Here is a 23469-nt window from a genome sequence, read left to right on the forward strand (position 1 = left end):
GCTCCGCTCGGTCGGGGTGGCTCGTAGACTAGGGCCCGCGGGTCGGTCGTGTCGCAGCCCGGCTGCGGCCCGCGATCCACCGTGAGTACCCCGTCCCGGGGAGCCCAGCACGGTGGCCACCCCCGACGAAGGCCTGTCGTGATCACTGTCTCCCAGCTCGAGGTGCGCGCCGGCGCGCGCCTGCTCATGAGCGACTTCAACTTCCGCATCGGTGCCGGCGACCGCGTCGGGCTGGTGGGCCGCAACGGCGCCGGCAAGACCACGATGACCAAGATCCTGGCGGGGGAGGCGCTGCCGGCCGGCGGCACCGTCACCAACTCCGGCACCATCGGCTACCTGCCCCAGGACCCCCGCACCGGCGACCCCGAGGTGATCGCGCGCGACCGGATCCTCTCCGCCCGCGGCCTGGACGAGGTCGTACGCCGCCTCCGCGACGCCGAGGCCGACATGGGCAGCGACGACCCGACCACCCGCGACCGGGCGATGCGCCGCTACGAGAAGGCCGACGCCGCCCTGCACGCGGCCGGCGGCTACTCCGCCGAGGCCGAGGCGGCCCAGATCGCCTCCTCGATCGGCATCGCCGACCGGCTGATGGACCAGCCGCTGCGGACCCTGTCCGGTGGCCAGCGCCGCCGCGTCGAGCTCGCCCGCATCCTGTTCTCCGGGGCCGAGACGCTGCTGCTCGACGAGCCCACCAACCACCTCGACGCCGACTCGATCGTGTGGCTGCGCGACTACCTCCGCAACCACAAGGGCGGCCTCGTGGTGATCTCGCACGACGTCGGGCTGCTCGAGGCGTGCGTCAACAAGGTGCTGCACCTCGACGCCAACCGGGCCGTCATCGACGTCTACAACATCGGCTGGAAGGCCTACCTCGCCCAGCGCGAGACCGACGAGAAGCGCCGCAAGCGCGAGCGCACCAACGCCGAGAGCAAGGCCAAGACGCTCACCGACCAGGCCAACAAGATGCGCGCCAAGGCCACCAAGGCCCAGGCGGCGCAGTCGATGCTCAAGCGCGCCGAGAAGCTGATGGCCGGGGTCGAGGGCGAGCGACAGGCCGACCGCGTGGCCAAGATCAAGTTCCCGGAGCCCGCCCCCTGCGGCAAGACGCCGCTCACGGCCAAGGAGCTGTCGAAGAGCTACGGCTCGTTGGAGGTGTTCACCGACGTCGACCTCGCGGTCGACCGGGGGAGCCGCGTGGTGGTGCTCGGCCTCAACGGCGCAGGCAAGACCACCCTGATGCGGATCCTGGCCGGCGTCGACCAGTCCGACACCGGCGGCGTGGTGCCCGGGCACGGCCTCAAGATCGGTTACTACGCCCAGGAGCACGAGACGCTCGACACCGACCGGACGGTCCTGCAGAACCTCCAGTCGGCGGCGCAGCAGCTCACCGACACCGAGGCGCGCTCGGTGCTGGGGTCGTTCCTGTTCTCCGGCGACGACGCGACCAAGCCGGCCGGGGTGCTCTCCGGCGGCGAGAAGACCCGGCTCGCGCTGGCCATCCTGGTGGTCTCCAGCGCCAACGTGCTGCTGCTCGACGAGCCGACCAACAACCTCGACCCCGCCTCCCGCGAGGAGGTGCTGGCGGCGATCCGCACCTACGCCGGGGCGATCGTGCTGATCACCCACGACGAGGGCGCCGTGCACGCCCTGGAGCCCGACCGGGTGCTGATCCTGCCCGACGGCGTCGAGGACCTCTGGACCCCCGACTACGCCGACCTGGTCTCGCTGGCCTGACCCGGGCCCGGGTGTCGGAGGGGCGCACTAGCCTCGGGCCCATGTCCTCTCCCGACACCGCGTGGATCGACACCGACCGGCTGAGCGGGGTGGGCCTGCGGGCCGACCTCGACGGCGCCGTGCTGACCGTCACCCTCGACCGGCCGCAGCGCCGCAACAGCCAGACCCCGGGACAGTGGTACGCCCTGGGCGACCTCGGCGCCTCGCTGCCCGACGAGGTCCGGGTGGTGGTGGTGCGTGGCGAGGGGGCGACCTTCTCGGCCGGCATCGACACCCGGCTGCTCGGTCCCGACGGCGTGCCCGGCGAGGACTCGGTGCACGACCTGATGCGTGGCGACGACCAGCACGTGCTCGGCACCATCGACGCCTACCAGCGCGGCTTCACCTGGCTGGGCGACCCCCGCTTCGTCTCGGTCGCGCAGGTGCGCGGCCACGCCATCGGCGCCGGCTTCCAGCTGGCGCTGGCCTGCGACCTGCGGGTGGTGGCCGACGACACGCTGTTCTGCATGAAGGAGCCCGCCCTGGGCCTGGTGCCGGACCTCGCGGGAACAAAACCCCTGGTCGAGCTGGTTGGCTACTCGCGGGCGCTGGAGATCTGCGCCACGGCGCGGTTCGTGGGAGCCGAGGAGGCACGTCACCTCGGCCTGGCCACCGCGGTGGTGCCGGGCGACGACCTCGAGGCCACCACGGCCGACCTCGTCGAGGCCCTGCTCTCCAGCGACGCGGGAGCGGTCCGCGAGACCAAGGCCCTGCTGCAGTCGGCGGGCAGCCTCGGTCTGGAGGACCAGCGCCTGCGCGAGCGGCAGGCACAGCTGCGTCGGTTCCGGGCCCTCACCGCGAGGGCCTGAGCGGCCGGGCAGCCGGGAAGGAGACCCCATGAGCGGCATGAGTCCCTGGGCGATGCTCGGGTCGGCCCGGCGCGACCGGTCGGTGGTGGACCATCGGCTGAGCCGCGACACGGTGCGGCGCGTGCTCGGTTTCGCGCTGCCCCACCGGGCGCTGATCGCGGGGTTCCTGACCTTCGTGGTCCTCGACGCCGCCCTGGTGGTCGTCAACCCGCTGCTCGTCAAGCACCTGCTCGACGACGGGGTCCTGGCCCAGGACGTCTCGGTCGTGGTCTGGCTGGCCGTCGCGATGGGCGTCACCTCGATCCTGTCCGCCGGGCTCGGCGTGGGGTCGGGCTTCCTGTCCTCGCGCATCGGCGAGAGCCTGATCTTCGACCTGCGCACCCAGGTCTTCGCCCACGTGCAGCGGCTCAGCCTCGCCTTCTTCACCCGCACCCAGACCGGGGCGCTGGTCTCCCGGCTCAACAACGACGTCGTCGGGGCGCAGCGCGCCTTCACCTCGACGCTGTCCAGCGTGGTCTCCAACTCGATCAGCGTCGTCGTCGTAGGCATCACGATGTTCGCGCTGAGCTGGCAGGTCACGCTGGCCTGCCTGGCGCTGTTCCCGCTGCTCCTGCTGGCCTCGCGGTGGGTGGGTCGGCAGATCAGCGGCCTGACCCGACGCCAGATGGACGGCAACGCCGACCTCGGCAACATGATGACCGAGCGCTTCAACGTCGGCGGCGCGCTGCTGCTCAAGCTGTTCGGCCGCCGCGACGAGGAGGACGACCGCTACGCCGAGAAGGCCGGCGTGGTGCGCGACCTCGGCATCCGGATCGCCCTCGTGACCCGCATCTTCATGGCCTTCATGATGCTGATCCCGGCGCTGGCGACGGCGCTGGTCTACGGCATCGGCGGTTCCCTGGCCGTGAGCGGGGCGCTGACCATCGGCACCCTGACCGCGCTCGCGACGCTGCTGCTGCGGCTGCTCGGGCCGATGCAGGGCCTGTCCAACGTGCGCGTGGACGTGATGACGGCGCTGGTCAGCTTCGACCGCGTCTTCGAGGTGCTCGACCTGCCCTCGACGGTGGCCGAGAAGGACGACCCCGTCGAGGTCGACCCGCACCACGGCCGGGTGCAGTTCTCCCACGTCGGCTTCGGCTACCCCTCCGCCGAGGAGGTGTCGCTGGCCAGCCTCGAGACCGTCGCGCGGGTCGAGAGCCGCGACAACGGGCCGGTGCTGCACCACGTCGACTTCGTGGCCGAGCCCGGCCAGATGGTGGCCCTGGTGGGCCCCTCCGGTGCCGGCAAGACGACGATCACCCACCTCGTCGCCCGGCTCTACGACGTCACCAGCGGGGCCGTGCTGGTCGGTGGCCACGACGTCCGGGAGGTGTCCCTGCAGTCGCTGGAGGACTCCGTCGGCTACGTCACCCAGGACGCCCACATGTTCCACGACACCATCCGCGAGAACCTCCGCTACGCCCGCCCCGACGCCTCCGACGAGCAGGTCTGGTCGGCCCTCGAGGCGGCCCGGATCGCCACGCTCGTGCGTTCCATGCCCGACGGGCTCGACACCGTGGTGGGCGACCGCGGCTACCGGCTCTCCGGCGGCGAGCGGCAGCGGCTGGCCATCGCGCGGCTGCTGCTCAAGGCGCCGTCCATCGTGGTGCTCGACGAGGCCACCGCCCACCTCGACTCCGAGTCGGAGTTCGCGGTGCAGCAGGCGCTCGATTCCGCGCTGGAGGGACGCACCTCGCTGGTCATCGCCCACCGCCTGTCGACGGTCCGCAACGCCGACCTGATCCTCGTCGTCGACGGTGGCCGCATCGTGCAGCGCGGCACCCACGGCGAGCTGCTCGCCGCTGGCGGCCTGTACGCCGACCTGCACCGCACCCAGTTCGAGGAGGACGCCCCCGCCCCGCAGACGGTGGGCTGAGCCGCACCCGGGCCGGTCGGCGTCCCCTAGCGTGAGGGCATGGACCTCCAGCTGACCGACCATGTCTACCTCGTCACCGGAGGCGCCCGCGGCCTCGGGCGGGCCTCCGCCGAGCTGCTGGTGGCCGAGGGGGCGCGCGTGGTGCTGTCCGGGCGCAGCGAGAGCTCGCTCGGCGGGGCCGTCACGGCGCTGGGGGAGGACCGGGCCGAGGCCGTCGTCGCCGACAACGCCGACCCCGCCACCGCCGACCGGCTGGTCGAGGCGGCGCTGTCGCGGTGGGGCCGGCTCGACGGGGCCCTGGTCTCGGTCGGCGGACCGCCGCCCGGATCGGTGATGGAGACCGAGGACCGGGTCTGGTCCGAGGCGTTCGAGTCGATCGTCGTCGGCGGCCTGCGGGTCGCCCGCGCCACGGCCCGGGCCGTCGACGGGCCGGGGTCGATCGTGTTCGTGCTCTCCACGTCGGTGCGCGAGCCGGTCGCCGGCCTCGCCGTCTCCAACGGACTGCGTCCCGGGCTGGCGATGGCGGCCAAGGTGCTCGCGGGCGAGCTGGGGCCGCGCCAGGTGCGGGTCAACGGCCTGCTGCCGGGACGCATCTCGACCGACCGCGTGACCGAGCTCGACGAGGCGACGGGCAACGCCGAAGAGGCTCGCCGCCGGGCGGTGGCCTCGATCCCGCTGGGACGCTACGGCCGTCCCGAGGAGTTCGCCGCCGCGGCGGCGTTCCTGCTCAGCCCCGTCTCATCCTTCGTCACGGGCACGATGCTGCCCGTGGACGGAGGCCTGCTGCGCGGGCTCTGAGTCACGGCCGGGGCGGCGTCGCGCCTCCCCGGCGGGGGTGCCCTCGCGTCGCCGGCCGCGCAGCTCGTCGTAGGCCAGGTAGGCGAACCCGAAGACGGCCAGCGCCCCGAAGAACCACCACTGCAGGCCGTAGAAGAAGTGCGGGCCGTTGCTGCCCGCGTCCGGCAGCTCGGTGAGGGCGAGCTGCTGCTCCGGCTCGGGGCTCTCCTCGGCGAGGTCGAGGAAACCGCGGTAGAGCGGGTGGGGGACCGCCTCGGCGGCCGCCTGCGACGACACCGCGCGGGTGCTGAGGTCCTGCACCTGCGTCGCGCCGCCGGTGGCGTCCTGACGGACGTATCCGGTCACCGTGACCGTCCCCGCGGTCGCGGGCGGGAGGTCGGGGCGGGTGCGGCCCGAGTTGTCGGTGGCCAACCAGCCCCGGTCGACCAGCACGGCGGTGCCGTCGTCGGTGACCAGCGGGGTGACGACGTCGACCCCGGCGCCGCCCTCCCGGGTCTGGTACTTCAGCACGATGGTGTGCTCGTCGTCCCAGGTGCCGCGCGCGGTCACCCGCTGCCAGGCGGCCTCCGCCGGGGGCTGGCGATCGGTGGAGAGCACGTCCTCGACGGGCACGGGTGCGGCGCGCAGGTTGGTGCTGACGATGCGGTTCTCCTGCTTGCGGTCCTCCAGCCGGCCGAACTGCCACTGGCCCAGCAGCAGGGTCAGGTAGGCCAGGAGCGCGACCACGACGGCGAACACGACCCAGCGACGCGACAGCAGGAACCCCACGGCACGAGCGTAGTTCGGGGTTCCGTCCCTAGACTGGCCGGGTGAGCGCCCACGACGACATCCAGCCAGCCCCGGCAGGTGGCCTGCTCGACGGCTTCGGCCGGGTCGCCACCGACCTCCGCGTGTCCCTGACCGACCGGTGCAACCTGCGGTGCAACTACTGCATGCCGGCCGAGGGGCTCGACTGGATGCCGACCGACCAGACCCTCACCGACGACGAGGTGGTCCGCCTGGTGCGGATCGGCGTGGAGGATCTCGGCATCCGCGAGGTCCGCTTCACCGGCGGTGAGCCGCTGCTGCGCCGGGGGCTGACCGACATCGTCCGGCGTACGACGCAGCTGCGCCCGCGCCCGGAGGTGTCCCTCACCACCAACGCGCTCGGCCTCTCCCGCACGGCCGCCGCCCTCGCCGCGTCGGGCCTGGACCGCGTCAACGTCAGCCTCGACACCATTCGCGCCGACGTCTTCGCCCAGATCACCCGTCGCGACCGCCTCCACGACGTGGTCGCCGGTCTCGAGGCCGCCGACGCGGCCGGGATCGGCCCGATCAAGATCAACGCCGTGCTGCTGCGCGGCGTCAACGACCACCTGGCGCCGGAGCTGCTGGCCTGGTGCCTGGAGCGCGGCTACCAGCTGCGGATCATCGAGCAGATGCCCCTGGACGCCCAGCACGCCTGGTCGCGGGAGAGCATGGTCACCGCGGAGGAGATATTCGCCTCGCTCGCCACCGCCTTCACGTTGACGCCGGACCCCGACCACCGCGGCAGCGCCCCGGCCGAAACGTTCCTCGTCGACGGCGGGCCGGCCCGGGTCGGGGTGATCGCCTCGGTCACCCGCCCGTTCTGCGGCGACTGCGACCGGGTGCGGCTCACCGCCGACGGCCAGGTCCGCAACTGCCTGTTCGCTCGCGAGGAGTCCGACCTGCGTGCGGCCCTGCGCGGCGGTGCGAGCGACGACGAGATCGCCGACCGCTGGCGCCTGGCGATGATCACCAAGCGGCCCGGCCACGGCATCGACGACACCAGCTTCTTGCAGCCGACCCGTCCGATGTCCGCGATCGGCGGCTGACCCGGCCCCGTGGCCGGGACGGTCCCGTCCGCGTCAGGCGTGCGGGACGACGTCGCGCAGGAACTGCCGCGCGGCGAGGAAGTCGCCCAGCGATCCCCGGTGCTCGTCGCAAGCCAGCCAGACCTTGCGCCGGTCGGGCGTGTGCAGCTTGGGGTTGTTCCACAGCAGCTGGTGGGTGGCCGGAGCCTGGCAGCCCTTGGCCGAGCAGGTGGCCTCGACCTCGGCGGGGGCCTCGTCCGTGGAGCTCATCCGAGCTCCTTGTAGCCCCGCCCGGGCTGCACCAGGTCGGCACCGTCGGTGCGCGGCGCGGCGCTGTTGGCCACGATCACCGCGACGTAGGGCAGGAAGACCGCGCCGAAGATGAGGACCCAGCGGACCCAACCCGGACCGACGACCGCCGCGCCCACGAAGCAGAGGGTCCGGACGACCATCGAGATGATGTAGCGGCGCCGCCGCCGGTCGAGGTCGTCGCGGTGGCTCTGGGGTGCGGTCGTGATGCGGACCGGCTCGGTACCGCGCCGGTTGCTGCGTGTTCCTGCCACACCTCCCAGAGTACGGGCGGCCTCCCAGCCCCTCCGTCGGCCGAGCGAGGGGCAGTGCGACACTGGCGCCGTCATGGGGCCCCGAGCCCCCACCGCGCACCCAGGAGGACGTCGATGTCCGACCGCACCTACCGAGTCACCGAGATCGTCGGCACCTCCACCGAGGGCATCGACCAGGCCATCCGCAACGGCGTCGAGCGGGCCGCGCGCACGCTGCGCCACGTCGACTGGTTCGAGATGACGCAGGTCCGTGGACACGTCAAGGACGGCCAGGTCGAGCACTTCCAGGTCGGTCTCAAGGTCGGCTTCCGGCTCGAGGACGACTGAGGCGTTGGGCAGCTCGGCCGAGGGCACGTCCGGTTCGGCCCTGGTGGAGCTGAGGGTCCTCGAGGGGCCGAACCTCTACTTCCCCCGCGCCGCGGTCAAGCTCACCGTCGACGTCCACGCGCTGGCCGCGGCCGACGAGACCGAGTTGCGGTCGCTCGCCGCCGGGCTGGGCCTGCGCTCGGTGCGCGCGGGGGCACCGCTGAGCGGGTTCCGCCAGCGGGCGCTGGTCCGGGTCGTCACGGCCGTGGTGCGGCGGGTGGCGCGCGAGTCGGGCACCACCCGGCTCGGCGTACGCGTGCGGGCCACGGCCGACGCCGACCGGCTCGTGGTGGCCTTCCCGTGGCGTGACCGGGCCCGGGCGCGGGCGCTGGGGGAGCAGGTGGTCGCGGTGCTCGACGGCCTCGAGGGCGGCGGCTCCCTGGACGACCTCGTCGCCGCGGCTGCCGCGGCGGTGCGGGACACCCCGCGCGGCCCCGGCCCCACGACCGTGAGGCCCCGCGTCCCGCTCGTGGCGGTGACCGGCACCAACGGCAAGACCACGACCTCGCGCATGGTCGCCCACATCGCCCGCGAGGCCGGGCACCACGTGGGGTGGTCCAGCACCGACGGGGTGTACGTCGACGGCGTCCTCGTCGAGCCGGGCGACTACTCCGGCCCCTCGGGCGCCGGGCAGGTGCTGTCCCGCCCCGAGGTCGACTTCGCCGTGACCGAGACCGCCCGCGGCGGCATCCTGCTCAAGGGCATCGGCGTGACCAGCAACGACGTCTCGGTGGTCACCAACGTGACCGCCGACCACCTGGGCCTGCAGGGGATCGACACCGTCGACCAGCTGGCCGAGGTCAAGGCCGTCGTGCCCTCGATCACCCGCCGCGACGGGTGGGCCGTGCTGAACGCCGACGACCCGCGCACGCTGGCGATGCGCACCGTCACCAAGGCGCAGCCGTGGCTGTTCTCGCGCGACCCCGACTCGCCTGCGCTGCGCGAGGTGCTGGGTGCGGGCGGTCGCGCCACCACCGTCATAGACGGGTGGATCACGGTCCTGGAGGGCCGCTCCTCCGACCTGCTGGTCGAGCTGGTCGACGTGCCGATGACCCTGGGCGGGCTCTCCCGCTTCAACGTCGAGAACGCCCTCGCCGCGGCCTCGGCCGGTCTGGCCGCCGGTCTGGGGCGCGCGCACGTCGTGGCCGGGCTCCGCTCCTTCCGGCCCGACGCCGAGCACAACCCCGGCCGGATGAACTTCTTCACCGTCCCCACCGAGCGCGGCGACCTGTGCGTGGTGATGGACCTCGCCCACAACGAGGCCGGCCTCGAGGCCATGGTCGAGATCATGCGGGGCGTGCGCGCGCCGGGCGGGCGGCTGCTGCTCGGGCTGGGCGCGGTCGGCGACCGCACCGACGAGCTGCTCGAGGCGCTCGGCGAGATCGCCGCCCGCGACACCGACGTCGTCGCGATCGGGCACAAGCAGAAGTACCTCCGTGGTCGCACGGTCGAGGAGATGGACGCGCTGCTGCGTGCCGGCGCGGAGCGCGTCGGGGTCACCGACGTCGCGTCGTACCCCACCGAGCTGGCCTCGTTGCAGGCCCTCGTCGCCCAAGCCGGTCCCGACGACGTGGTCGGGCTGATGTGCCACGCCGAGCGCCAGGAGGTCTACGACTGGCTCGCCTCGCTCGGTGCGACGCCCGACTCCGCCGAGCGGCTCGCCGCGCGCGTGCGACGGGCGGCGGCGCCGGACTGAGCCGGGTTGGTGGAGACTGTCGGTCATGACCGACTCACGACGCCTCGCCGTCCTCATCGACGCCGACAACGTCTCCTCCAAGGTCTCCACCGACCTGTTCGCCGAGCTCGCGGGCTACGGCCTGCTGACCGTGAAGCGCGCGTACGGCGACTGGACGACCGACCAGCTCAACGGGTGGAAGAAGCGGCTCCACGAGCACGCCATCTCCCCGATGCAGCAGTTCGCCTACACGACCGGAAAGAACTCCAGCGACTCCGCGCTCATCATCGACGCGATGGACCTGCTGTACGCCGGCAACCTCGACGGCTTCGTCATCGTCTCCAGCGACAGCGACTTCACCCGGCTGGCCACGAGGCTGCGCGAGTCGGCGATGACCGTCTACGGCGTGGGCGCCGGCAAGACGCCCCGCGCCTTCCGTGACGCCTGCGACAAGTTCACCTTCCTCGAGGTGCTCGGGGCCGCCGGTGCCGAGGACGAGGAGGACGAGCCCGCGCCGCAGCGCAGTCGCCGGTCGTCATCCTCCCGCGGTGGTGGGGGAGGCGGTGGTGGCGGTGGCGCCGTGGCCGAGGCCCCCGACTCCGCCGAGCCCCGCGAGGCCAGCGACGCCAGTGCCCGGGACCAGGCCGCGGTGCTGCAGAGCGTGCTGTCCCGCAGCCTGAACAAGGCGGACTCCGACGACGAGGACTGGACGACGCTCGGATCACTCGGCACGCTGCTGATCCGCACCGACCCGTCCTTCGACGCCCGCACCCACGGGTTCGGCAAGCTCAGCGACCTGATCCGCGAGCAGCCCTTCCTCGAGACCCGCACCATCACCACGGCGGCGGGCACCGAGCAGCTGATGGTCCGGCTCAAGGGGCGCCGGCGCAACAACCGCGGCCCCGGTCGCCGCTCCCGCGGCGAGGGCACCCCTGAGGCGGCCCAGGAGCAGCCGCCCCAGGAGCAGGCGACCCAGGAGCAGGCCGCTCCGGAGGCGGCCCAGGAAGCGTCTGCGGAGTCGGCCCTGGAGCCTGCCGTGGCGCCGGGCGTCGTGGACGTCCCCGACGCCCCCGAGCCCGTGCCCGCGCAGGCCGAGGTGCCCGAGGTCGAGGCGATCACGCCCGTCGCCGAGGAACCGGCTGCCGAGGCCGACGAGGCCCCCGCGAAGAAGACCACCAAGAAGGCGGCCAAGAAGGCGCCGGCCAAGAAGACCGCGGCGAAGAAGGCGCCGGCCAAGAAGGCCGCCGCCAAGAAGACCGCGGCGAAGAAGTCGGCGACCACTCCGGTCGAGGAGACGTCCGAGCCCGAGTCCGAGCCGGAGACCGAGTCCAGGCCCGAGACGGCCCCCGGTGGTCACACCGTCACCGTCGGCCGCACCTCGCGCCGGGCCGCCAAGCGAGCGGCGGGGCCGTCGAAGGCGGTGGACGAGACCCCCTCACCCTCCTAGGCGCCGGTCGGGAGGGGACCGCTCCGGGTTGGTGACTCGATCGAGTCACCAAGGTGCGTTGGTGACTCGATCGGGTCACCAACGCGCAGACGTCCCGGAGACCGGGTGCGCCCGGTCTCCGGATCAGGCGGTGGGGTCCGCCGGCGGCGTCCAGTCGGGGTCGGCCACGGGCGCGTCGGTCGATCCCGCGCCGGCGCCGGCCTGGGCGTGGGGCGACCAGTTCTCCAGCTCGCTCATCACCAGCGGGTGCTGGTCGACGCAGACCACGACGAGGTCGCCGTAGTTGGCGCGGCTCATCGCGTGGTGGACGGCCTCGATCTCGTCGAGGATGACCTCGAGCTGCTTGCAGCGGCTGCCGGCGTCCATGGCGCGGCGTACGCCCTCGGCGACGAGCGTGGCGGTCTCGCCGCGCTCGCGGCGGCGCAGCGCCTTGTCCTCGCGGACGACGACGACGTCGAAGTGCTGGGCCGCGACCTCGCCGAGCTCGCGCATGTCCTCGTCGCGGCGGTCGCCGGCGGTGGCGATGACGCCGATGCGTGACGGCTTGCCGAGCTCGTGGCCGGAGTCGAGGCTCTCGCCGAGCCGGTCGACGAAGTCGCCGAGCGCACGCATGCCGGGCGCGTTGTGGCAGTAGTCGACGATGACGTTGACCCCGTTGACCTCGATCTCGTTGAGGCGGCCGGGGGAGAGGTAGTAGCTGGTGGAGAAGGTCCGCAGGCCCTGCCGGATGTCGTGCAGCGGCGCGCCCGCGGCGAAGGCGGCGGCCGCGGCGGCGAGGGTGTTCTGGACGTTCATGCGGGCGCGGCCCGAGAACGTGGCGGGGAGCAGGTGGGTGAAGGCGAGCTGCATCTGACGGGCGCCGTGCCGCACGACGATCATCTCGCCGCGCTCGGTGCGCTGGAGCACCAGCGCCTTGCCGCCGCGGCGGCAGTGGGCGTCGATGAGGTCGATCTCCTCCGAGCCGGGCTCGGCCATGGAGAACCACACCACCTGGCCCGAGCAGCGGCGCCGCATCTGGCGCACGAGCGGGTCGTCGGCGTTGAGCACGGCGTGGCCGTCGCGGGGGACTGCCTCGACGAGCACGGCCTTGACGTCGGCGAGCTGCTCGACGGTGTCGATGCCGCGCAGGCCGAGGTGGTCGGGCTGCACGTTGAGCACCACCGCGACGTCGTTGCGCTCGTAGCCCAGGCCCTCGCGCAGGATGCCGCCGCGGGCGACCTCGAAGACGGCGAAGTCGACGCGGGGGTTCTGCAGCACCATCCTCGCGCTGCGCGGGCCCGAGGCGTCTGAGCGGATCAGCAGCCGCTCGTCGATGACGACGCCGTCGGTGGAGGTCATCCCGACCTTGCGGCCCATGCCCTTGAAGATGTGGCTGATCATGCGGCTGGTGGTCGTCTTGCCGTTGGTGCCGGTGACGGCCACGATCGGGATCCGGCTCGGGGTGCCCGGCGGGATCAGCATGTCGACGACCGGCTTGGCGATGAACTGCGGCTCGCCGATGGTCGGGTGGGTGTGCATCCGGAAGCCCGGGGCGGCGTTGACCTCGCAGATCGCGCCACCGGTCTCGCGGACCGGCTGGGTGATGTCGGGGCAGATGAAGTCGATGCCGGCGATGTCGAGCCCGATCATCCGGGCCGCCTCCTCGGCGATCTCGACGTTCTCCGGGTGCGCCTCGAAGGTGCGGTCGATGGAGATGCCGCCGGTGGACATGTTGCCGGTCAGCGCGAGCTTGACCATCTCGCCCTCGGCGGGCACGGAGTCCAGGGTGTGGCCCTGGCCGGCCAGCACCTCCTCGGCGGCGGCGTCGACCTTGATCCGGGTCAGCACCTTCTCGTGGCCCAGCCCGCGGCGCGGGTCGGCGTTGGTGAGGTCGACCAGCGCCTGCACGGTGCTGGTGCCGTCGCCGGTGACCGAGGCCGGGACCCGCTCGGCGATGGCGGCCATCCGGCCGTCGATGATCAGGCAGCGGTAGTCCTTGCCGGTGACGAACGACTCCACGATCACGGTGCCGCGGCGCGACTGGGCACGGGCGACGTCGAAGGCCTCGCGGACGTCGGCGTCGGACTGCAGGTCGAGGCAGACGCCGCGGCCGTGGTTGCCGTCGAGGGGCTTCACGACGACCGGGAAGCCGATCCGGCGGGCCATGGCGACGGCCTGGTCCGCCGTGCGCACCGACTCCTGCTTGGGCACGGGCAACCCCGCGGCGCCGAGCAGGCGGGTGGTGAGGTCCTTGTCGGAGGCGATGTCGACCGCGATCGAGCTGGTCTCCGAGGTCATGGTGGCGCGGATCCGCTTGGCGTGGACGCCCTGGCCGAGCTGCACCAGCGAGTGCTGGTTGAGCCGGATCCAGGGGATGTCGCGCGAGACCGCCTCGTCGAGGATCGCCTGCGTCGAGGGCCCGAAGGCGGTGCGCTGGGCGCGGAGGATGAAGGCGTCGAGCTCGGCCTCGAAGTCGAGCTCGGGGTCGGCCTCGACGAGGTGGTTGACCAGGCGTACGGCGAGCCGGGCGGCCGCCAGCCCGACCTGCTCGTCGACGTAGCCGAAGATCACGTTGTAGTGGCCCGGGCGACCCTTGACCTGGCGGGTCTTGCCGCGCCGCACGTCGTGGCCGACGACCTGCTGGAGAGCCAGGGCACAGTGCTCGGCGACGTGGCCGAGCCAGGTGCCCTCGTGCAACCGCTCCACGAACCCGCCGCGCCGACCGCGCGAGCAGGAGTGCTCGCGCAGTCCGGGCAGGGCCTCGAGGAGGTGCTCGGTGAAGCCGGGGATCGTGTTGGTGGGGTACTCCTCGAGCACACCGAGGTCCACCACGAGGTGGATCGCCTTGTCGTAGGACCACACGTTGGCGCCGCGGTAGACGCGTGTCTCGACGATCGACAGGTCCGGGGTGGGACGGCCGCCGCCGCTCACCTGCGTCACGCCGCTGCGCGGCTCGGGGGAGTGGTCGTCACGGCGGTCCTGGGGGCTCTGGGTCACGGTCGGGCTCCTCTGCTCCGTCGGGCCACCCGGCGGCGGAGCACCGAGGGCGAGGCGTCGTCGGCGGCGATGTCGCGCGCCAGCTTGGACAGGTCGCGGTTGGCCACGGCCAGCTCGTCGGCCTCGGCCGCGTCGGTCAGCGCCGGGGCGGGCACCAGGACGCGGTCGGTGAGGTCGAAGCGGGACCCGGCGGGCAGCGCGTGCAGCACCACCCCCGAGGCCAGGATCGGCCGGTGCTCCTTGGCGGCGTGGGCGTCGGTGACCATCGTGCTGCCGTCGAGCAGCGTGACCACGCCGCGGCCGACCACCTCGAGCTGCTGGCGGCCGTCCTGGTCGGTCGTGACGACCGCGGCGGTGTCCTCGTCGACGCCGATCCCCAGCAGCTGCGGGCTCTGCGAGACGATCATCAGCAGCCGCCCGTAGCGGTTGCGCTGGGCGAAGTGCTGGTCCACGACGCAGTCGGCGAGCAGGCCCAGCCCGGCGGCGACCTGGGTCATCCGCTGCTTGGCCGTCGCCCCGCCCGGTCCGAAGGCGACCATGTGCGAGGACTGGATGCTGGCGCCGGCCGAGGTGCCGCCCACGGTCACGCCGCGTCGGTGGGCGTCGTGGAGCGCGTCGCCGAACGGCGTGCCCGCGACGACGGTGCCGAGCTTGAGCTGGTTGCCGCCGGTCATGAAGATCCCGGTCGCGCGGTCGAGCGCGCCGACGACGGCCGGGTCGGAGGCCTCGGCGCGGTCCTGGGGGCGGACGCCGTAGACCTCGGCGGCCCCCAGCTTGGTGAACACCGCGGCGTACACCTCGACGATCTCGTCGCCGAGCGAGGAGGCGGTGGGGACCACCGCGATCCGGGCCTGCTCACCGCCGGCGCGGCGCACGAAGTCGGCGAGGACGGCTCGCTTGCCGAGCTTGTCCTCGGCCCCGCCGATGACGACGAGGTCACCGCGAGAGGACCCCGGCACGGGCGTGGCACCGAATGGCATGACAGGCAGCCTAGGGGGTGGAAGATTGACGGGGTGACCCCCTCTTCCCCCGACGATCCTGCGGTCCGGCGGCGCCTCCTCGTGGTCCTGCGGCACGGCCGTGCCGAGTCCTTCGCCGAGGAGGACCACGTCCGGCGCCTCACCGCCCGGGGCCGTCGCGACGCCACCGCCGTGGGGGAGTGGCTGAGCGGCGCGGGGGTCCGTCCGGACGCCGCGCTGGTGTCCTCGGCCGCCCGCACCCGCGAGACCTGGGACCTCCTGGCCGCGGCCCTGCCCGAGGCCCCCGAGGCGCAGGTCCGCGACGACCTGTACTCCGCCTCGGCCGACACCGTGCTCGACGTCCTGCGGGCGGTGCCCGACGACGTCACGACCCTGGTGTACGTCGGCCACAACCCGGCCGTCGCGTCGCTGGCGCAGGCCCTCGAGGACGGCGAGCCCGACGTCGAGGCGTTCGTCGCCCTCAGCCGGGGCTTCCCACCCGGGGCGGCGGCCGTGCTGCAGGTGCCGGTCGCCTGGTCCGAGCTGGACGCCGCGGGCGCCCGGCTGGCCGACTTCCACGCCCCGGCCGGCTGATGTCGCTCGTCGTGCCCGGTCCGGGGTCGCCGGCCGCGTTCACCTACGCGCCCGTGGGCGGCACCCGCGAGGTCGGTCCGCCCCCGCCCGGCTACCGCGCCGTGCGCGAGCGGCGCCGTGTCGGCGCCACCGACGCCGACCTCGAGGCGGCGGCCGCCTTCGTGCTCGGCTTCGGGATGCAGCGGGCGCTGGGTCTCGACCCCGTCTCGGTCTCGCCGGTCGCGGTGGTGGGCGTCACGGTGGTGCTGACCGCCGGGGCCGGGCCGCTGCGGCTGCGGGCGCCGACGCGGGTGGTCTACGTGGTCGACGAGCCCGACCGACGCGGCTTCGCCTACGGCACCCTGCCCGGCCACCCCGAGAGCGGCGAGGAGCTCTTCGTTGTGGAGCGGACGGCCGAGGGGGTCGTCGCCGAGGTGCGGGCCTTCTCGCGTCCGGCCTGGGGCCTGCTGCGGGTGGCCGGACCGGCGGGCCGGCTGGCCCAGCGGCTGGCGGCCCGGCGCTACCTGGCGGCGTGCGCCCGGGCGTGCGCCGACGCCCGGGGCGACTCGGGGGGCGCCGACGCGGCCGGCTGAACGGGGCTCAGACCTCGGGCTCGGGGGTGGTGAAGCCGGCCTCGGCGTCGGCGGCGACGACCTCCTCACGGGTGATCCCGAGCAGGTAGAGGACGGCGTCCATGTAGGGCACGTTGACCGACGTCTGCGCCGCCTCCTGGACGACCGGCTTGGCGTTGAAGGCGATGCCCAGCCCGGCGGCGTTGAGCATGTCGAGGTCGTTGGCGCCGTCGCCGATGGCCACGGTGGAGGTGACGGGCACGCCGACCTCGCGCGCGAACCGGCGCAGCGCCTCGGCCTTCCCGGCCCGGTCGACGACGGGGCCGACCACGCGGCCGGTGAGCCTCCCGTCGACGACCTCGAGCTCGTTGGCGACCGCGAAGTCGATGCCGAGGTCGGCGGCGAGGCGGTCGGTGAGCTGGGAGAACCCGCCGCTGACGATCGCGAAGCGGTAGCCGAGCCGCTTGAGCACCCGGACGGTGGTCCGGGCCCCGGGGGTGAGCTGCAGCTCGTCGTACACCTCGTCGAGGGCGGTGGCCTTGAGCCCCTCCAGCAGGGCGACCCGGGAGCGCAGGCTCTCGGCGAAGTCGAGCTCGCCGCGCATCGCCTCCTCGGTGACGCGGGCGACCTCCTCCTCGCAGCCGGCCTTCGCGGCGAGCATCTCGATGACCTCGCCCTGGACCAGCGTGGAGTCGACGTCCATCACGATCAGCCGCATGCCGCGCCGCAGCAGGCTCGCGGGCTGCACCGCGATGTCGACGCCCTGGACGGCCGCCTCGCGGGCGAGCAGGTCGCGCAGCTCGTCGGGGTCGGTGCCGGACACGTGCAGGTCGATGGCGGTGATCGGGTAGCGCGCCATCCGTTCGATGCGGTCGATGTTGGCGCCGGTGTCGGCCACCCGTCCGGCGATGGCCGCGACGGCGGCGGCACGCAGCGGGCTGCCGAGCACGGTCACGTGGCTGCGGCCCTCGGGGCGCGGCCGGTTGTCGCCGGACCCCTGGACCACCTCGACGGTCATGTCGAGGTCGGCGGCCACCTGCTCCAGCGCGCTGCGCAGCGCCTGCCACTGCCGTGGCGAGGACACCAGCAGCCCGAGGACCAAACGCCGCCGCAGCACGATCTGCTCGATGTCGAGCACCTCGACGGAGAAGTCGGCCAGGGTGTCGAAGACCAGCGAGGTGACGCCGGGACGGTCACGGCCGGTGAGGGTGACCAGGAGGGTCCGCTCCCCGCCGGGCGGCTCGGGGGCGGGTCCAGCGGGGACGTCGGGCTGCTCCGGCACGCGGACGAGGCTAGCGGTCGTGGCGCCCGGTGCAGGCGCCGACCACGGCCCGACGGGCGGCGCGGTCGAGGTCGGCCAGCGCCTCGCGACGCCGCGCCACCTCGTGGGTCGACAGCGCACCGCCCTCGTCGGCCCGGGCGGCGTCGACGACGTCGAGGCAGAGCGCGGCCCGCTCGAGCGTCTCGCGGCGGCGCGGGTCGAGGACCGGCGGCAGCGGCAGCGGCGGACGGTGGCGCAGGTTGAGCAGCAGGTCGGGCACCTCGGGGCTCCACGACGCGACGTCGAGGTCCACCAGGCGCTGGGTCACCGTCGCGAGGGCGAGGCGCAGCTCGGAGGCGCTCTCGCGCTCGTCGACGTACGGCGCCGGGGCCGCCCGGTGCGCTCGCCACACCACGCTGCGGGCGTCGAGCTCGGGCACCAGCGCCACCGACCCCGCGAGCACGGCCTGCCCGGCCTCCAGGGCGGCGTGGTTGAGCTCCGGCGGGCCACCCAGCCCGGTCAGGTCGCCCGGCACCGGCAGCGCCAGCGAGACCGGGCCGCGCAGCGCACCGGGGAGCTCGACCAGCTCGGCCACCTCGCGGTCGGGCAGCCCGACCACCAGGTGCCGGGGGTCCTCGCCGCGCACGGCGTCGGCGAGGTCGTCGGGACCGACGTGGCCGGCGCGGACGGCGTCCAGCCAGGTCGCCAGGACGGCGGAGACGGGCAGCGAGCTCACCGGGGAATCGTAGGAGCCCGCGCCACGCCACGTCCCCGCCGCCCGGTAGGTTGACCCAGGTCCGTCGCCCCCGTCCCGCCGCGTGAGGTCCCCACCCGTGAACGCCGTCCTCGAGCTCGCCGACGTGACCGTCCGACGCGGGGAGTCCGTCCTCCTCGACGGCCTCGACTGGGCTGTGGAGGAGGACGAGCGCTGGGTCGTGCTGGGCCCCAACGGCGCCGGCAAGACCACGCTGCTCCAGCTCTGCTCGGCGCAGATCCACCCGACGTCCGGCGTCCTGGCCGTCCTCGGCGAGGTCGTCGGCACCGTCGACGTCTTCGAGCTGCGTCCCCGCATCGGCTGGACCAGCGCCGCCGTGGCCGACCGCATCCCGCGCCACGAGCTGGTCCGCGACGTCGTCGTGTCGGCGTCCTACGGCGTGGTGGGTCGCTGGCGCGAGCACTACGACGAGCTCGACCACGCCCGGGCCGCGGAGCTGCTCGTCGAGGTGGGCGCCGGCAGCCTGGTCGACCGCACCTTCGGCACCTTGTCCGAGGGCGAGCGCAAGCGGGTCCAGATCGCCCGGGCGCTGATGACCGACCCCGAGCTGCTGCTGCTCGACGAGCCGGCCGCCGGCCTCGACCTCGGCGGCCGCGAGGACCTCGTCTCGACGCTCTCGGTGCTGGCGATGGACGAGTACTCCCCGGCCACCGTGCTGGTCTCCCACCACGTCGAGGAGATCCCGCCCGGGTTCACCCACGCGCTGCTGCTGCGCGACGGCAGGGCCGTGGCCGCCGGGCCGCTGCCGCACGTGCTCACCGAGGAGCTGCTCTCGCGCACCTTCGGGCTGCCGCTGACGGTGCAGGAGGAGGACGGCCGCTGGGCCGCGCGGCGCAAGGCGGGCCGACGCGCCTGAGCGCGCGGAGCAGGTAAGGGCGCGCAGCCCCCGGATAGGGTTCGGCCATGGACTGGCTGCGTGACCACGCCTGGGAGAGCTGGATGGTGCTCGCCGTGGTCCTGGGCGCGCTGGAGATGCTCGGCCTCGAGCTGTTCCTGCTGATGCTGGCGGGCGGCGCGGTCGTCGGTGGCGTCACGGCGCTGCTCGGCGGCGACCCGCCCCTCCAGCTCATCCTCGCCCTGGTCACCTCGGTCGCGCTGCTCGGCCTGGTCCGGCCCAACATCGTCGGACGACTCCACTCCACGCCCAAGCTGGTGACCGGCCACCACTCGCTCATCGGCCGCCGCGCCACGGTGCTCCGGGAGCTGTCCGGCTCGGCGCCGGGCCGGGTCAAGGTCGAGGGCGAGGAGTGGACCGCGCTGCCGTACGACGAGGACGACGCCATCGAGGCCGGTGCCGTGGTCGACGTCGTGATGATCAAGGGTGCGACGGCCTACGTGCTGCGCACCCACCCGCCGACGACGTAGCCACGTCGCGGCGTTCCGTTGCTCGGGTGACAAGGGGGATAGCCAATGGGACTTCTCATCGTGCTGGTGGTGCTGCTGCTCTTCGTGGTGGTGCTGCTGGCCAAGTCCATCCAGATCGTGCCGCAGTCGCGGGTCGGCATCGTGGAGCGGCTGGGCAAGTACCAGCGCACGCTCACCGAGGGCCCCAACCTGCTGGTGCCGTTCATCGACCGGGTGCGCTACAAGATCGACCTGCGTGAGCAGGTGGTCTCGTTCCCGCCCGTGTCGGTGATCACCGAGGACAACCTGTCGGTCGACATCGACACCGTCATCTACTTCACGGTGACCGACCCGGTCGCGGCGACGTACGAGATCGTGAACTACATCCAGGGCGTCGAGCAGCTGACCATCACCACCACCCGCAACATCGTCGGCGGCATGACGCTGGAGGAGACGCTGACCTCCCGCGACCGCATCAACACCAGCCTCTCGGAGGTCCTCGACGACGCCACCGGTCGCTGGGGCATCAAGGTCAAGCGCGTCGAGATCAAGGCGATCGACCCGCCGGCGTCCATCAAGGACTCGATGGAGAAGCAGATGCGCGCCGACCGCGACAAGCGCGCCGCGATCCTCACCGCCGAGGGCCAGCGGCAGTCCGCGATCCTCACCGCCGAGGGTGGCAAGCAGGCCGCCATCCTCAACGCCGAGGGCGACCGCCAGTCGCTGATCCTGCGGGCCCAGGCCGAGCGGGAGTCCTCGATCCTCAAGGCCCAGGGTGAGGGCCAGGCCATCCAGACGGTGTTCCAGGCCATCCACGACGGGCAGCCCGACCAGGCGCTGCTCGCCTACCAGTACCTCCAGATGATGCCCAAGATCGCCGAGGGCTCGGCCAACAAGGTGTGGGTCGTGCCGTCGGAGATCACCAAGGCGCTCGAGGGCCTCGGCTCGGCGATGAACCAGGTGAGCGGCATCCCGAAGGACTCCGGCGGCCCGCGGGTGCGGGTCGACCCCGGTGCCCTGGACATCGAGATCCCCGAGGTGGACACCAGCAGCGCCGACGAGGCCGTGCGCGAGGCGCTACGCGCCGCCGAGGAGTCGGCGCGCACCGCGCCCGGCCAGGCGGCCGGATCGATCGGCGGGCTCGACTCCGCGACCGGCGTCCCCGACCCGTCGCTGGCGCCTCGGCCGGCCCAGGAGCGACCGGCCCAGGAGCGACCGGCCGAGGCCCCGCCGACCGGCACCGACGGCCCGCCCGACGACGGGGCGACCCGGGCCTAGTGGGTCCCTTCGAATCGGCGGCGATCCTCCTCGCGGGGGTCGCCGCCGGCACGATCAACACCGTCGTGGGCTCGGGCACGCTGATCACCTTCCCGACGCTGCTCGTCTTCGGCGTACCGCCCGTGACGGCCAACGTGTCCAACACCCTGGGCCTGGCGCCGGGCTCGCTGTCCGGGGCGATCGGCTACCGCGCCGAGCTGCGCGGCCAGCGCCGCCGGCTCGTGGTCCTCGGCTCGGCGTCGCTGCTCGGCGGGATCGTCGGCGCGCTGCTGCTGCTCTGGCTCCCGTCCTCGGCCTTCGACGCCGTGGTGCCCGTCCTGATCCTGCTCGGCTGCGCCCTGGTGATCGTCGGCCCCCGGCTCTCGCGCCGCGTCGCGGCCCGCGCGGCCACCCGGGGAGGGCTGGCCGAGCACGGCGCCTGGTGGGTGTGGCCGGCCGTCGGCCTGGCCGGGGTGTACGGCGGCTACTTCGGCGCCGCCCAGGGCGTGCTGCTGATGGCGATCCTCGGCATCGGCGTCGCCGACACCATGCAGCGCCACAACGCCGGCAAGAACGTGCTGGCGCTGATCGTCAACGGGATCGCGGCCGTGGTGTTCGTGCTGCTCGCCTTCGTCGACGTGCCGTTCGCCCCCTCGAGCTCGGCCGGCAGCATCGACTGGTCGGTCGCCGGCCTGATCGCGGTCGGCTCGGTGATCGGCGGCCAGATCGGCGCCAAGGTCGGCCGGCGGCTGCCGCCGCCGCTGCTGCGGGCGGTCATCGTGACCGTCGGCCTGGTCGCCGTCGCGGCGTTCGTGCTGCCGCTGTAGGTGCGGCCCGGCGTACGACGTGGGGCGCCACCCACGACGCACGACGCCCCCGACCGCACGGAGCGGACGGGGGCGTCGGGTGGAGCAGGTGGTGTGAGGTGGGTCAGGCCGAGCGGGCGTGGCTCTTGCTCGACTCGGTGATCACGCCCACGCGGTCGGTCGGGCCGGGGGCCGGCGCCTTCTCGTCCTGGCCGGCGTTGACGGCCTCCTCGATGCGCTTGCCGGTGTCGGCGTCGACGTTCTTCCAGTACTCGATGACGCGGGGGAGCGTCTCGGGCTTCACGCCGCCGAGGATGTGACCGGCGACGTTGCCGACGAAGCGCTCGCGCTGCTCGTCGTCCCAGACCTCGCGCACCAGGGTGCCGGCCTGGCCGAAGTCGTCGTCCTCGGAGCGCAGGGTGTAGGCCTCGCGGACCATGGCGCCGTCGACCTCCCAGCCGTCCTCGGCGACACCGGTCTCGTCGGAGAACCCGCGACCGTAGGAGTTCGGGGCGTAGACCGGGGCGTCACCGGAGTGCTGGTAGGCCATCGGGCCGTCGAAGGTGTAGGTGTTGTGGTCGGCCACGCGGTTCTGGTTGACCGGCAGCTGGTGGTAGTTCGGGCCGATCCGGTAGCGGTGCGTGTCGGCGTAGGAGAACACCCGTCCCTGCAGCATCTTGTCGGGGCTGAAGGAGATGCCCGGCACGATCGCGCTGGGCTCGAAGGCCGCCTGCTCGATCTGGGCGAAGAAGTTGTCGGGGTTCTTGTTCAGCGTCATCGTGCCGACCTTGATCAGCGGGTAGTCCGCGTGCGACCAGGTCTTGGTCAGGTCGAACGGGTTGAACCGGTAGGTCTTGGCGTCCTCGTAGGGCATCACCTGCACGTTCAGCGTCCAGGACGGGAAGTCGCCGTTGTCGATGGCCTCCTGGAGGTCGCGACGGTGGAAGTCGCTGTCCTCGCCGGCGATCTTGTTGGCCGCCTCCTGGGTCAGGTTGCGCACGCCCTGGTCGGAGTGGAAGTGGAACTTCACCCACGACTTCTCGCCGGCGGCGTTGATCCACATGTAGGTGTGCGAGCCGTAGCCATTCATCTCGCGCCACGACGCCGGGATGCCGCGGTCGCCCATCAGGTAGGTCACCTGGTGCGCCGACTCGGGGTTGAGGGTCCAGAAGTCCCACTGCATGTCGTTGTCGCGCAGGCCGGTGCCGCCGCGACGCTTCTGCGAGCGGATGAAGTGGGGGAACTTCATGGTGTCGCGCACGAAGAACACGGGGGTGTTGTTGCCGACGAGGTCCCAGTTGCCCTCGGTCGTGTAGAACTTCAGCGCGAAGCCGCGGGGGTCGCGCCAGGTGTCGGGGGAGCCCTGCTCGCCGGCGACGGTGGAGAAGCGGGCCAGCATGTCGGTGGTGACACCGGGCTGGAACAGCGCCGCCTTGGTGTACGCCGAGACGTCCTCGGTGGTCTCGAAGGTGCCGAACGCACCCGAGCCCTTGGCGTGGACGTTGCGCTCGGGCACACGCTCGCGGTTGAAGTGCGCCATCTGATTGATGAAGTGGTGGTCGTTGAGCAGGATCGGGCCGGTGTCGCCGACGGTCAGCGAGTTCTTCTCGCTGGGGGCCGGGGCACCCGACTCGGTCGTGGAGCCGCCCTGCGGGCGCGTGGTTTCACTCATCGGGGTCCTCCAAGGACGGGCTGCGGGTGGAACAGTGAGAAGGGGTGGGCCACCAGGGCCGCACAGAAGGCGCGTACCCCGAACCGGCGGGTCCGTTCAGCCGGACCCGCC

The 23469-nt window shown here is 73.1% G+C and carries 22 protein-coding genes; 14 read left to right on the top strand and 8 right to left on the bottom strand.

Going from position 1 to position 23469, the window contains the following annotated elements; all coding sequences use genetic code 11:
- Positions 1–138 precede the first annotated feature (138 nt).
- Genes ASG49_RS07005 through ASG49_RS07020 form a run of 4 tightly spaced genes read left to right on the top strand, consistent with a single transcriptional unit; the run spans position 139 to position 5298 of the window.
- A complete protein-coding gene (locus tag ASG49_RS07005) occupies positions 139–1737 on the top strand; it encodes an ABC-F family ATP-binding cassette domain-containing protein (protein WP_056538832.1) in 1599 nt (532 codons plus the stop codon).
- Positions 1738–1778: 41 nt separating this feature from the next.
- Complete coding sequence (locus ASG49_RS07010) at positions 1779–2585, top strand: enoyl-CoA hydratase/isomerase family protein (protein WP_056538836.1); 807 nt, start codon at positions 1779–1781, stop codon at positions 2583–2585.
- 28 nt (positions 2586–2613) lie between these two features.
- On the top strand, positions 2614–4500 hold the full coding sequence (locus ASG49_RS07015) for an ABC transporter ATP-binding protein (protein ID WP_056538840.1): 1887 nt from the start codon (positions 2614–2616) through the stop codon (positions 4498–4500).
- A 39-nt stretch (positions 4501–4539) separates the two neighbouring features.
- Positions 4540–5298 carry an SDR family oxidoreductase gene (locus ASG49_RS07020; protein ID WP_056538844.1) on the top strand — a complete coding sequence of 253 codons (759 nt, stop codon included), beginning with the start codon at positions 4540–4542 and terminating at the stop codon, positions 5296–5298.
- On the opposite strand, the gene ASG49_RS07025 is transcribed toward ASG49_RS07020, so the two are convergent.
- A complete protein-coding gene (locus ASG49_RS07025) occupies positions 5239–6066 on the bottom strand; it encodes an SURF1 family protein (protein WP_056538847.1) in 828 nt (275 codons plus the stop codon). The two genes, ASG49_RS07020 and ASG49_RS07025, sit on opposite strands and share 60 nt — an antisense overlap.
- 41 nt (positions 6067–6107) lie before the next feature.
- Here ASG49_RS07025 and moaA point away from each other — a divergent pair, with 41 nt between their 5' ends.
- Positions 6108–7133, top strand: a complete 1026-nt coding sequence (gene moaA / locus ASG49_RS07030) for a GTP 3',8-cyclase MoaA (RefSeq protein WP_235561934.1) — start codon at positions 6108–6110, stop codon at positions 7131–7133.
- 33 nt (positions 7134–7166) lie between these two features.
- Here moaA and ASG49_RS07035 read toward each other — a convergent pair whose 3' ends face one another.
- Complete coding sequence (locus ASG49_RS07035; protein ID WP_056538851.1) at positions 7167–7382, bottom strand: hypothetical protein; 216 nt, start codon at positions 7380–7382, stop codon at positions 7167–7169.
- Complete coding sequence (locus ASG49_RS07040) at positions 7379–7675, bottom strand: DUF3099 domain-containing protein (protein ID WP_056538854.1); 297 nt, start codon at positions 7673–7675, stop codon at positions 7379–7381. Before ASG49_RS07040 ends, ASG49_RS07035 begins: the two co-directional genes overlap by 4 nt.
- 114 nt (positions 7676–7789) lie before the next feature.
- Between ASG49_RS07040 and ASG49_RS07045 the strand changes: the two genes are divergently transcribed.
- From ASG49_RS07045 to ASG49_RS07055, 3 genes are read left to right on the top strand one after another with little or no spacing between them, the layout of a single operon-like run.
- Positions 7790–8002, top strand: coding sequence for a dodecin (locus ASG49_RS07045; protein WP_056538857.1), 213 nt, complete (start codon positions 7790–7792; stop codon positions 8000–8002).
- A gap of 43 nt (positions 8003–8045) precedes the next feature.
- On the top strand, positions 8046–9737 hold the full coding sequence (locus ASG49_RS07050; protein WP_235561935.1) for a Mur ligase family protein: 1692 nt from the start codon (positions 8046–8048) through the stop codon (positions 9735–9737).
- Positions 9738–9762: 25 nt separating this feature from the next.
- Positions 9763–11163 (top strand): NYN domain-containing protein, encoded by a 1401-nt coding sequence (locus ASG49_RS07055; RefSeq protein ID WP_200936215.1) that lies wholly within the window; start codon positions 9763–9765, stop codon positions 11161–11163.
- A 123-nt stretch (positions 11164–11286) separates the two neighbouring features.
- Here the strand turns inward: ASG49_RS07055 and cphA are convergent, their stop codons facing one another.
- Entirely contained in the window at positions 11287–14139 is a 2853-nt protein-coding gene (gene cphA, locus ASG49_RS07060) for a cyanophycin synthetase (RefSeq protein WP_235561936.1), read from the bottom strand.
- Positions 14136–15119 (bottom strand): cyanophycinase, encoded by a 984-nt coding sequence (locus ASG49_RS07065; protein ID WP_056538863.1) that lies wholly within the window; start codon positions 15117–15119, stop codon positions 14136–14138. The genes cphA and ASG49_RS07065 overlap by 4 nt, the downstream gene beginning before the upstream one ends.
- Before the next feature lie 33 nt (positions 15120–15152).
- Between ASG49_RS07065 and ASG49_RS07070 the strand changes: the two genes are divergently transcribed.
- Positions 15153–15692: a histidine phosphatase family protein gene (locus tag ASG49_RS07070; protein ID WP_162244502.1), complete on the top strand. Its 540-nt coding sequence runs from the start codon at positions 15153–15155 to the stop codon at positions 15690–15692.
- A complete protein-coding gene (locus ASG49_RS07075) occupies positions 15692–16264 on the top strand; it encodes a DUF1990 family protein (RefSeq protein WP_200936216.1) in 573 nt (190 codons plus the stop codon). Before ASG49_RS07070 ends, ASG49_RS07075 begins: the two co-directional genes overlap by 1 nt.
- Before the next feature lie 7 nt (positions 16265–16271).
- Here the strand turns inward: ASG49_RS07075 and serB are convergent, their stop codons facing one another.
- Positions 16272–17525: a phosphoserine phosphatase SerB gene (serB, locus tag ASG49_RS07080; protein WP_056538870.1), complete on the bottom strand. Its 1254-nt coding sequence runs from the start codon at positions 17523–17525 to the stop codon at positions 16272–16274.
- Between the two features lie 10 nt (positions 17526–17535).
- Entirely contained in the window at positions 17536–18240 is a 705-nt protein-coding gene (locus tag ASG49_RS07085; RefSeq protein ID WP_056538873.1) for a hypothetical protein, read from the bottom strand.
- Positions 18241–18337: 97 nt separating this feature from the next.
- Here ASG49_RS07085 and ASG49_RS07090 point away from each other — a divergent pair, with 97 nt between their 5' ends.
- From ASG49_RS07090 to ASG49_RS07105, 4 genes are read left to right on the top strand one after another with little or no spacing between them, the layout of a single operon-like run.
- Positions 18338–19135, top strand: coding sequence for an ABC transporter ATP-binding protein (locus tag ASG49_RS07090; RefSeq protein WP_056538876.1), 798 nt, complete (start codon positions 18338–18340; stop codon positions 19133–19135).
- Positions 19136–19182: 47 nt separating this feature from the next.
- On the top strand, positions 19183–19644 hold the full coding sequence (locus tag ASG49_RS07095) for an NfeD family protein (protein ID WP_056538878.1): 462 nt from the start codon (positions 19183–19185) through the stop codon (positions 19642–19644).
- 45 nt (positions 19645–19689) lie between these two features.
- Complete coding sequence (locus tag ASG49_RS07100; RefSeq protein ID WP_082533839.1) at positions 19690–20901, top strand: SPFH domain-containing protein; 1212 nt, start codon at positions 19690–19692, stop codon at positions 20899–20901.
- Positions 20901–21707 (top strand): sulfite exporter TauE/SafE family protein, encoded by an 807-nt coding sequence (locus tag ASG49_RS07105; RefSeq protein WP_056538883.1) that lies wholly within the window; start codon positions 20901–20903, stop codon positions 21705–21707. Before ASG49_RS07100 ends, ASG49_RS07105 begins: the two co-directional genes overlap by 1 nt.
- Positions 21708–21810: 103 nt before the next feature.
- On the opposite strand, the gene ASG49_RS07110 is transcribed toward ASG49_RS07105, so the two are convergent.
- Positions 21811–23358, bottom strand: coding sequence for a catalase (locus tag ASG49_RS07110; RefSeq protein WP_056538886.1), 1548 nt, complete (start codon positions 23356–23358; stop codon positions 21811–21813).
- Positions 23359–23469: the final 111 nt, after the last annotated feature.

Source organism: Marmoricola sp. Leaf446 (genome assembly GCF_001424755.1).
In the GTDB taxonomy this organism is placed as follows: Bacteria; Actinomycetota; Actinomycetes; order Propionibacteriales; family Nocardioidaceae; genus Marmoricola.

Coding starts and splice junctions, on each gene's coding strand:
- ASG49_RS07010 (WP_056538836.1), top strand. CDS start 1,779: ATGTCCTCTCCCGACACCGCGTGGATCGACACCGACCGGCTGAGCGGG.
- ASG49_RS07015 (WP_056538840.1), top strand. CDS start 2,614: ATGAGCGGCATGAGTCCCTGGGCGATGCTCGGGTCGGCCCGGCGCGAC.
- ASG49_RS07020 (WP_056538844.1), top strand. CDS start 4,540: ATGGACCTCCAGCTGACCGACCATGTCTACCTCGTCACCGGAGGCGCC.
- ASG49_RS07035 (WP_056538851.1), bottom strand. CDS start 7,382: ATGAGCTCCACGGACGAGGCCCCCGCCGAGGTCGAGGCCACCTGCTCG.
- ASG49_RS07045 (WP_056538857.1), top strand. CDS start 7,790: ATGTCCGACCGCACCTACCGAGTCACCGAGATCGTCGGCACCTCCACC.
- ASG49_RS07055 (WP_200936215.1), top strand. CDS start 9,763: ATGACCGACTCACGACGCCTCGCCGTCCTCATCGACGCCGACAACGTC.
- ASG49_RS07065 (WP_056538863.1), bottom strand. CDS start 15,119: ATGCCATTCGGTGCCACGCCCGTGCCGGGGTCCTCTCGCGGTGACCTC.
- ASG49_RS07075 (WP_200936216.1), top strand. CDS start 15,692: ATGTCGCTCGTCGTGCCCGGTCCGGGGTCGCCGGCCGCGTTCACCTAC.
- ASG49_RS07095 (WP_056538878.1), top strand. CDS start 19,183: ATGGACTGGCTGCGTGACCACGCCTGGGAGAGCTGGATGGTGCTCGCC.
- ASG49_RS07100 (WP_082533839.1), top strand. CDS start 19,690: ATGGGACTTCTCATCGTGCTGGTGGTGCTGCTGCTCTTCGTGGTGGTG.
- ASG49_RS07110 (WP_056538886.1), bottom strand. CDS start 23,358: ATGAGTGAAACCACGCGCCCGCAGGGCGGCTCCACGACCGAGTCGGGT.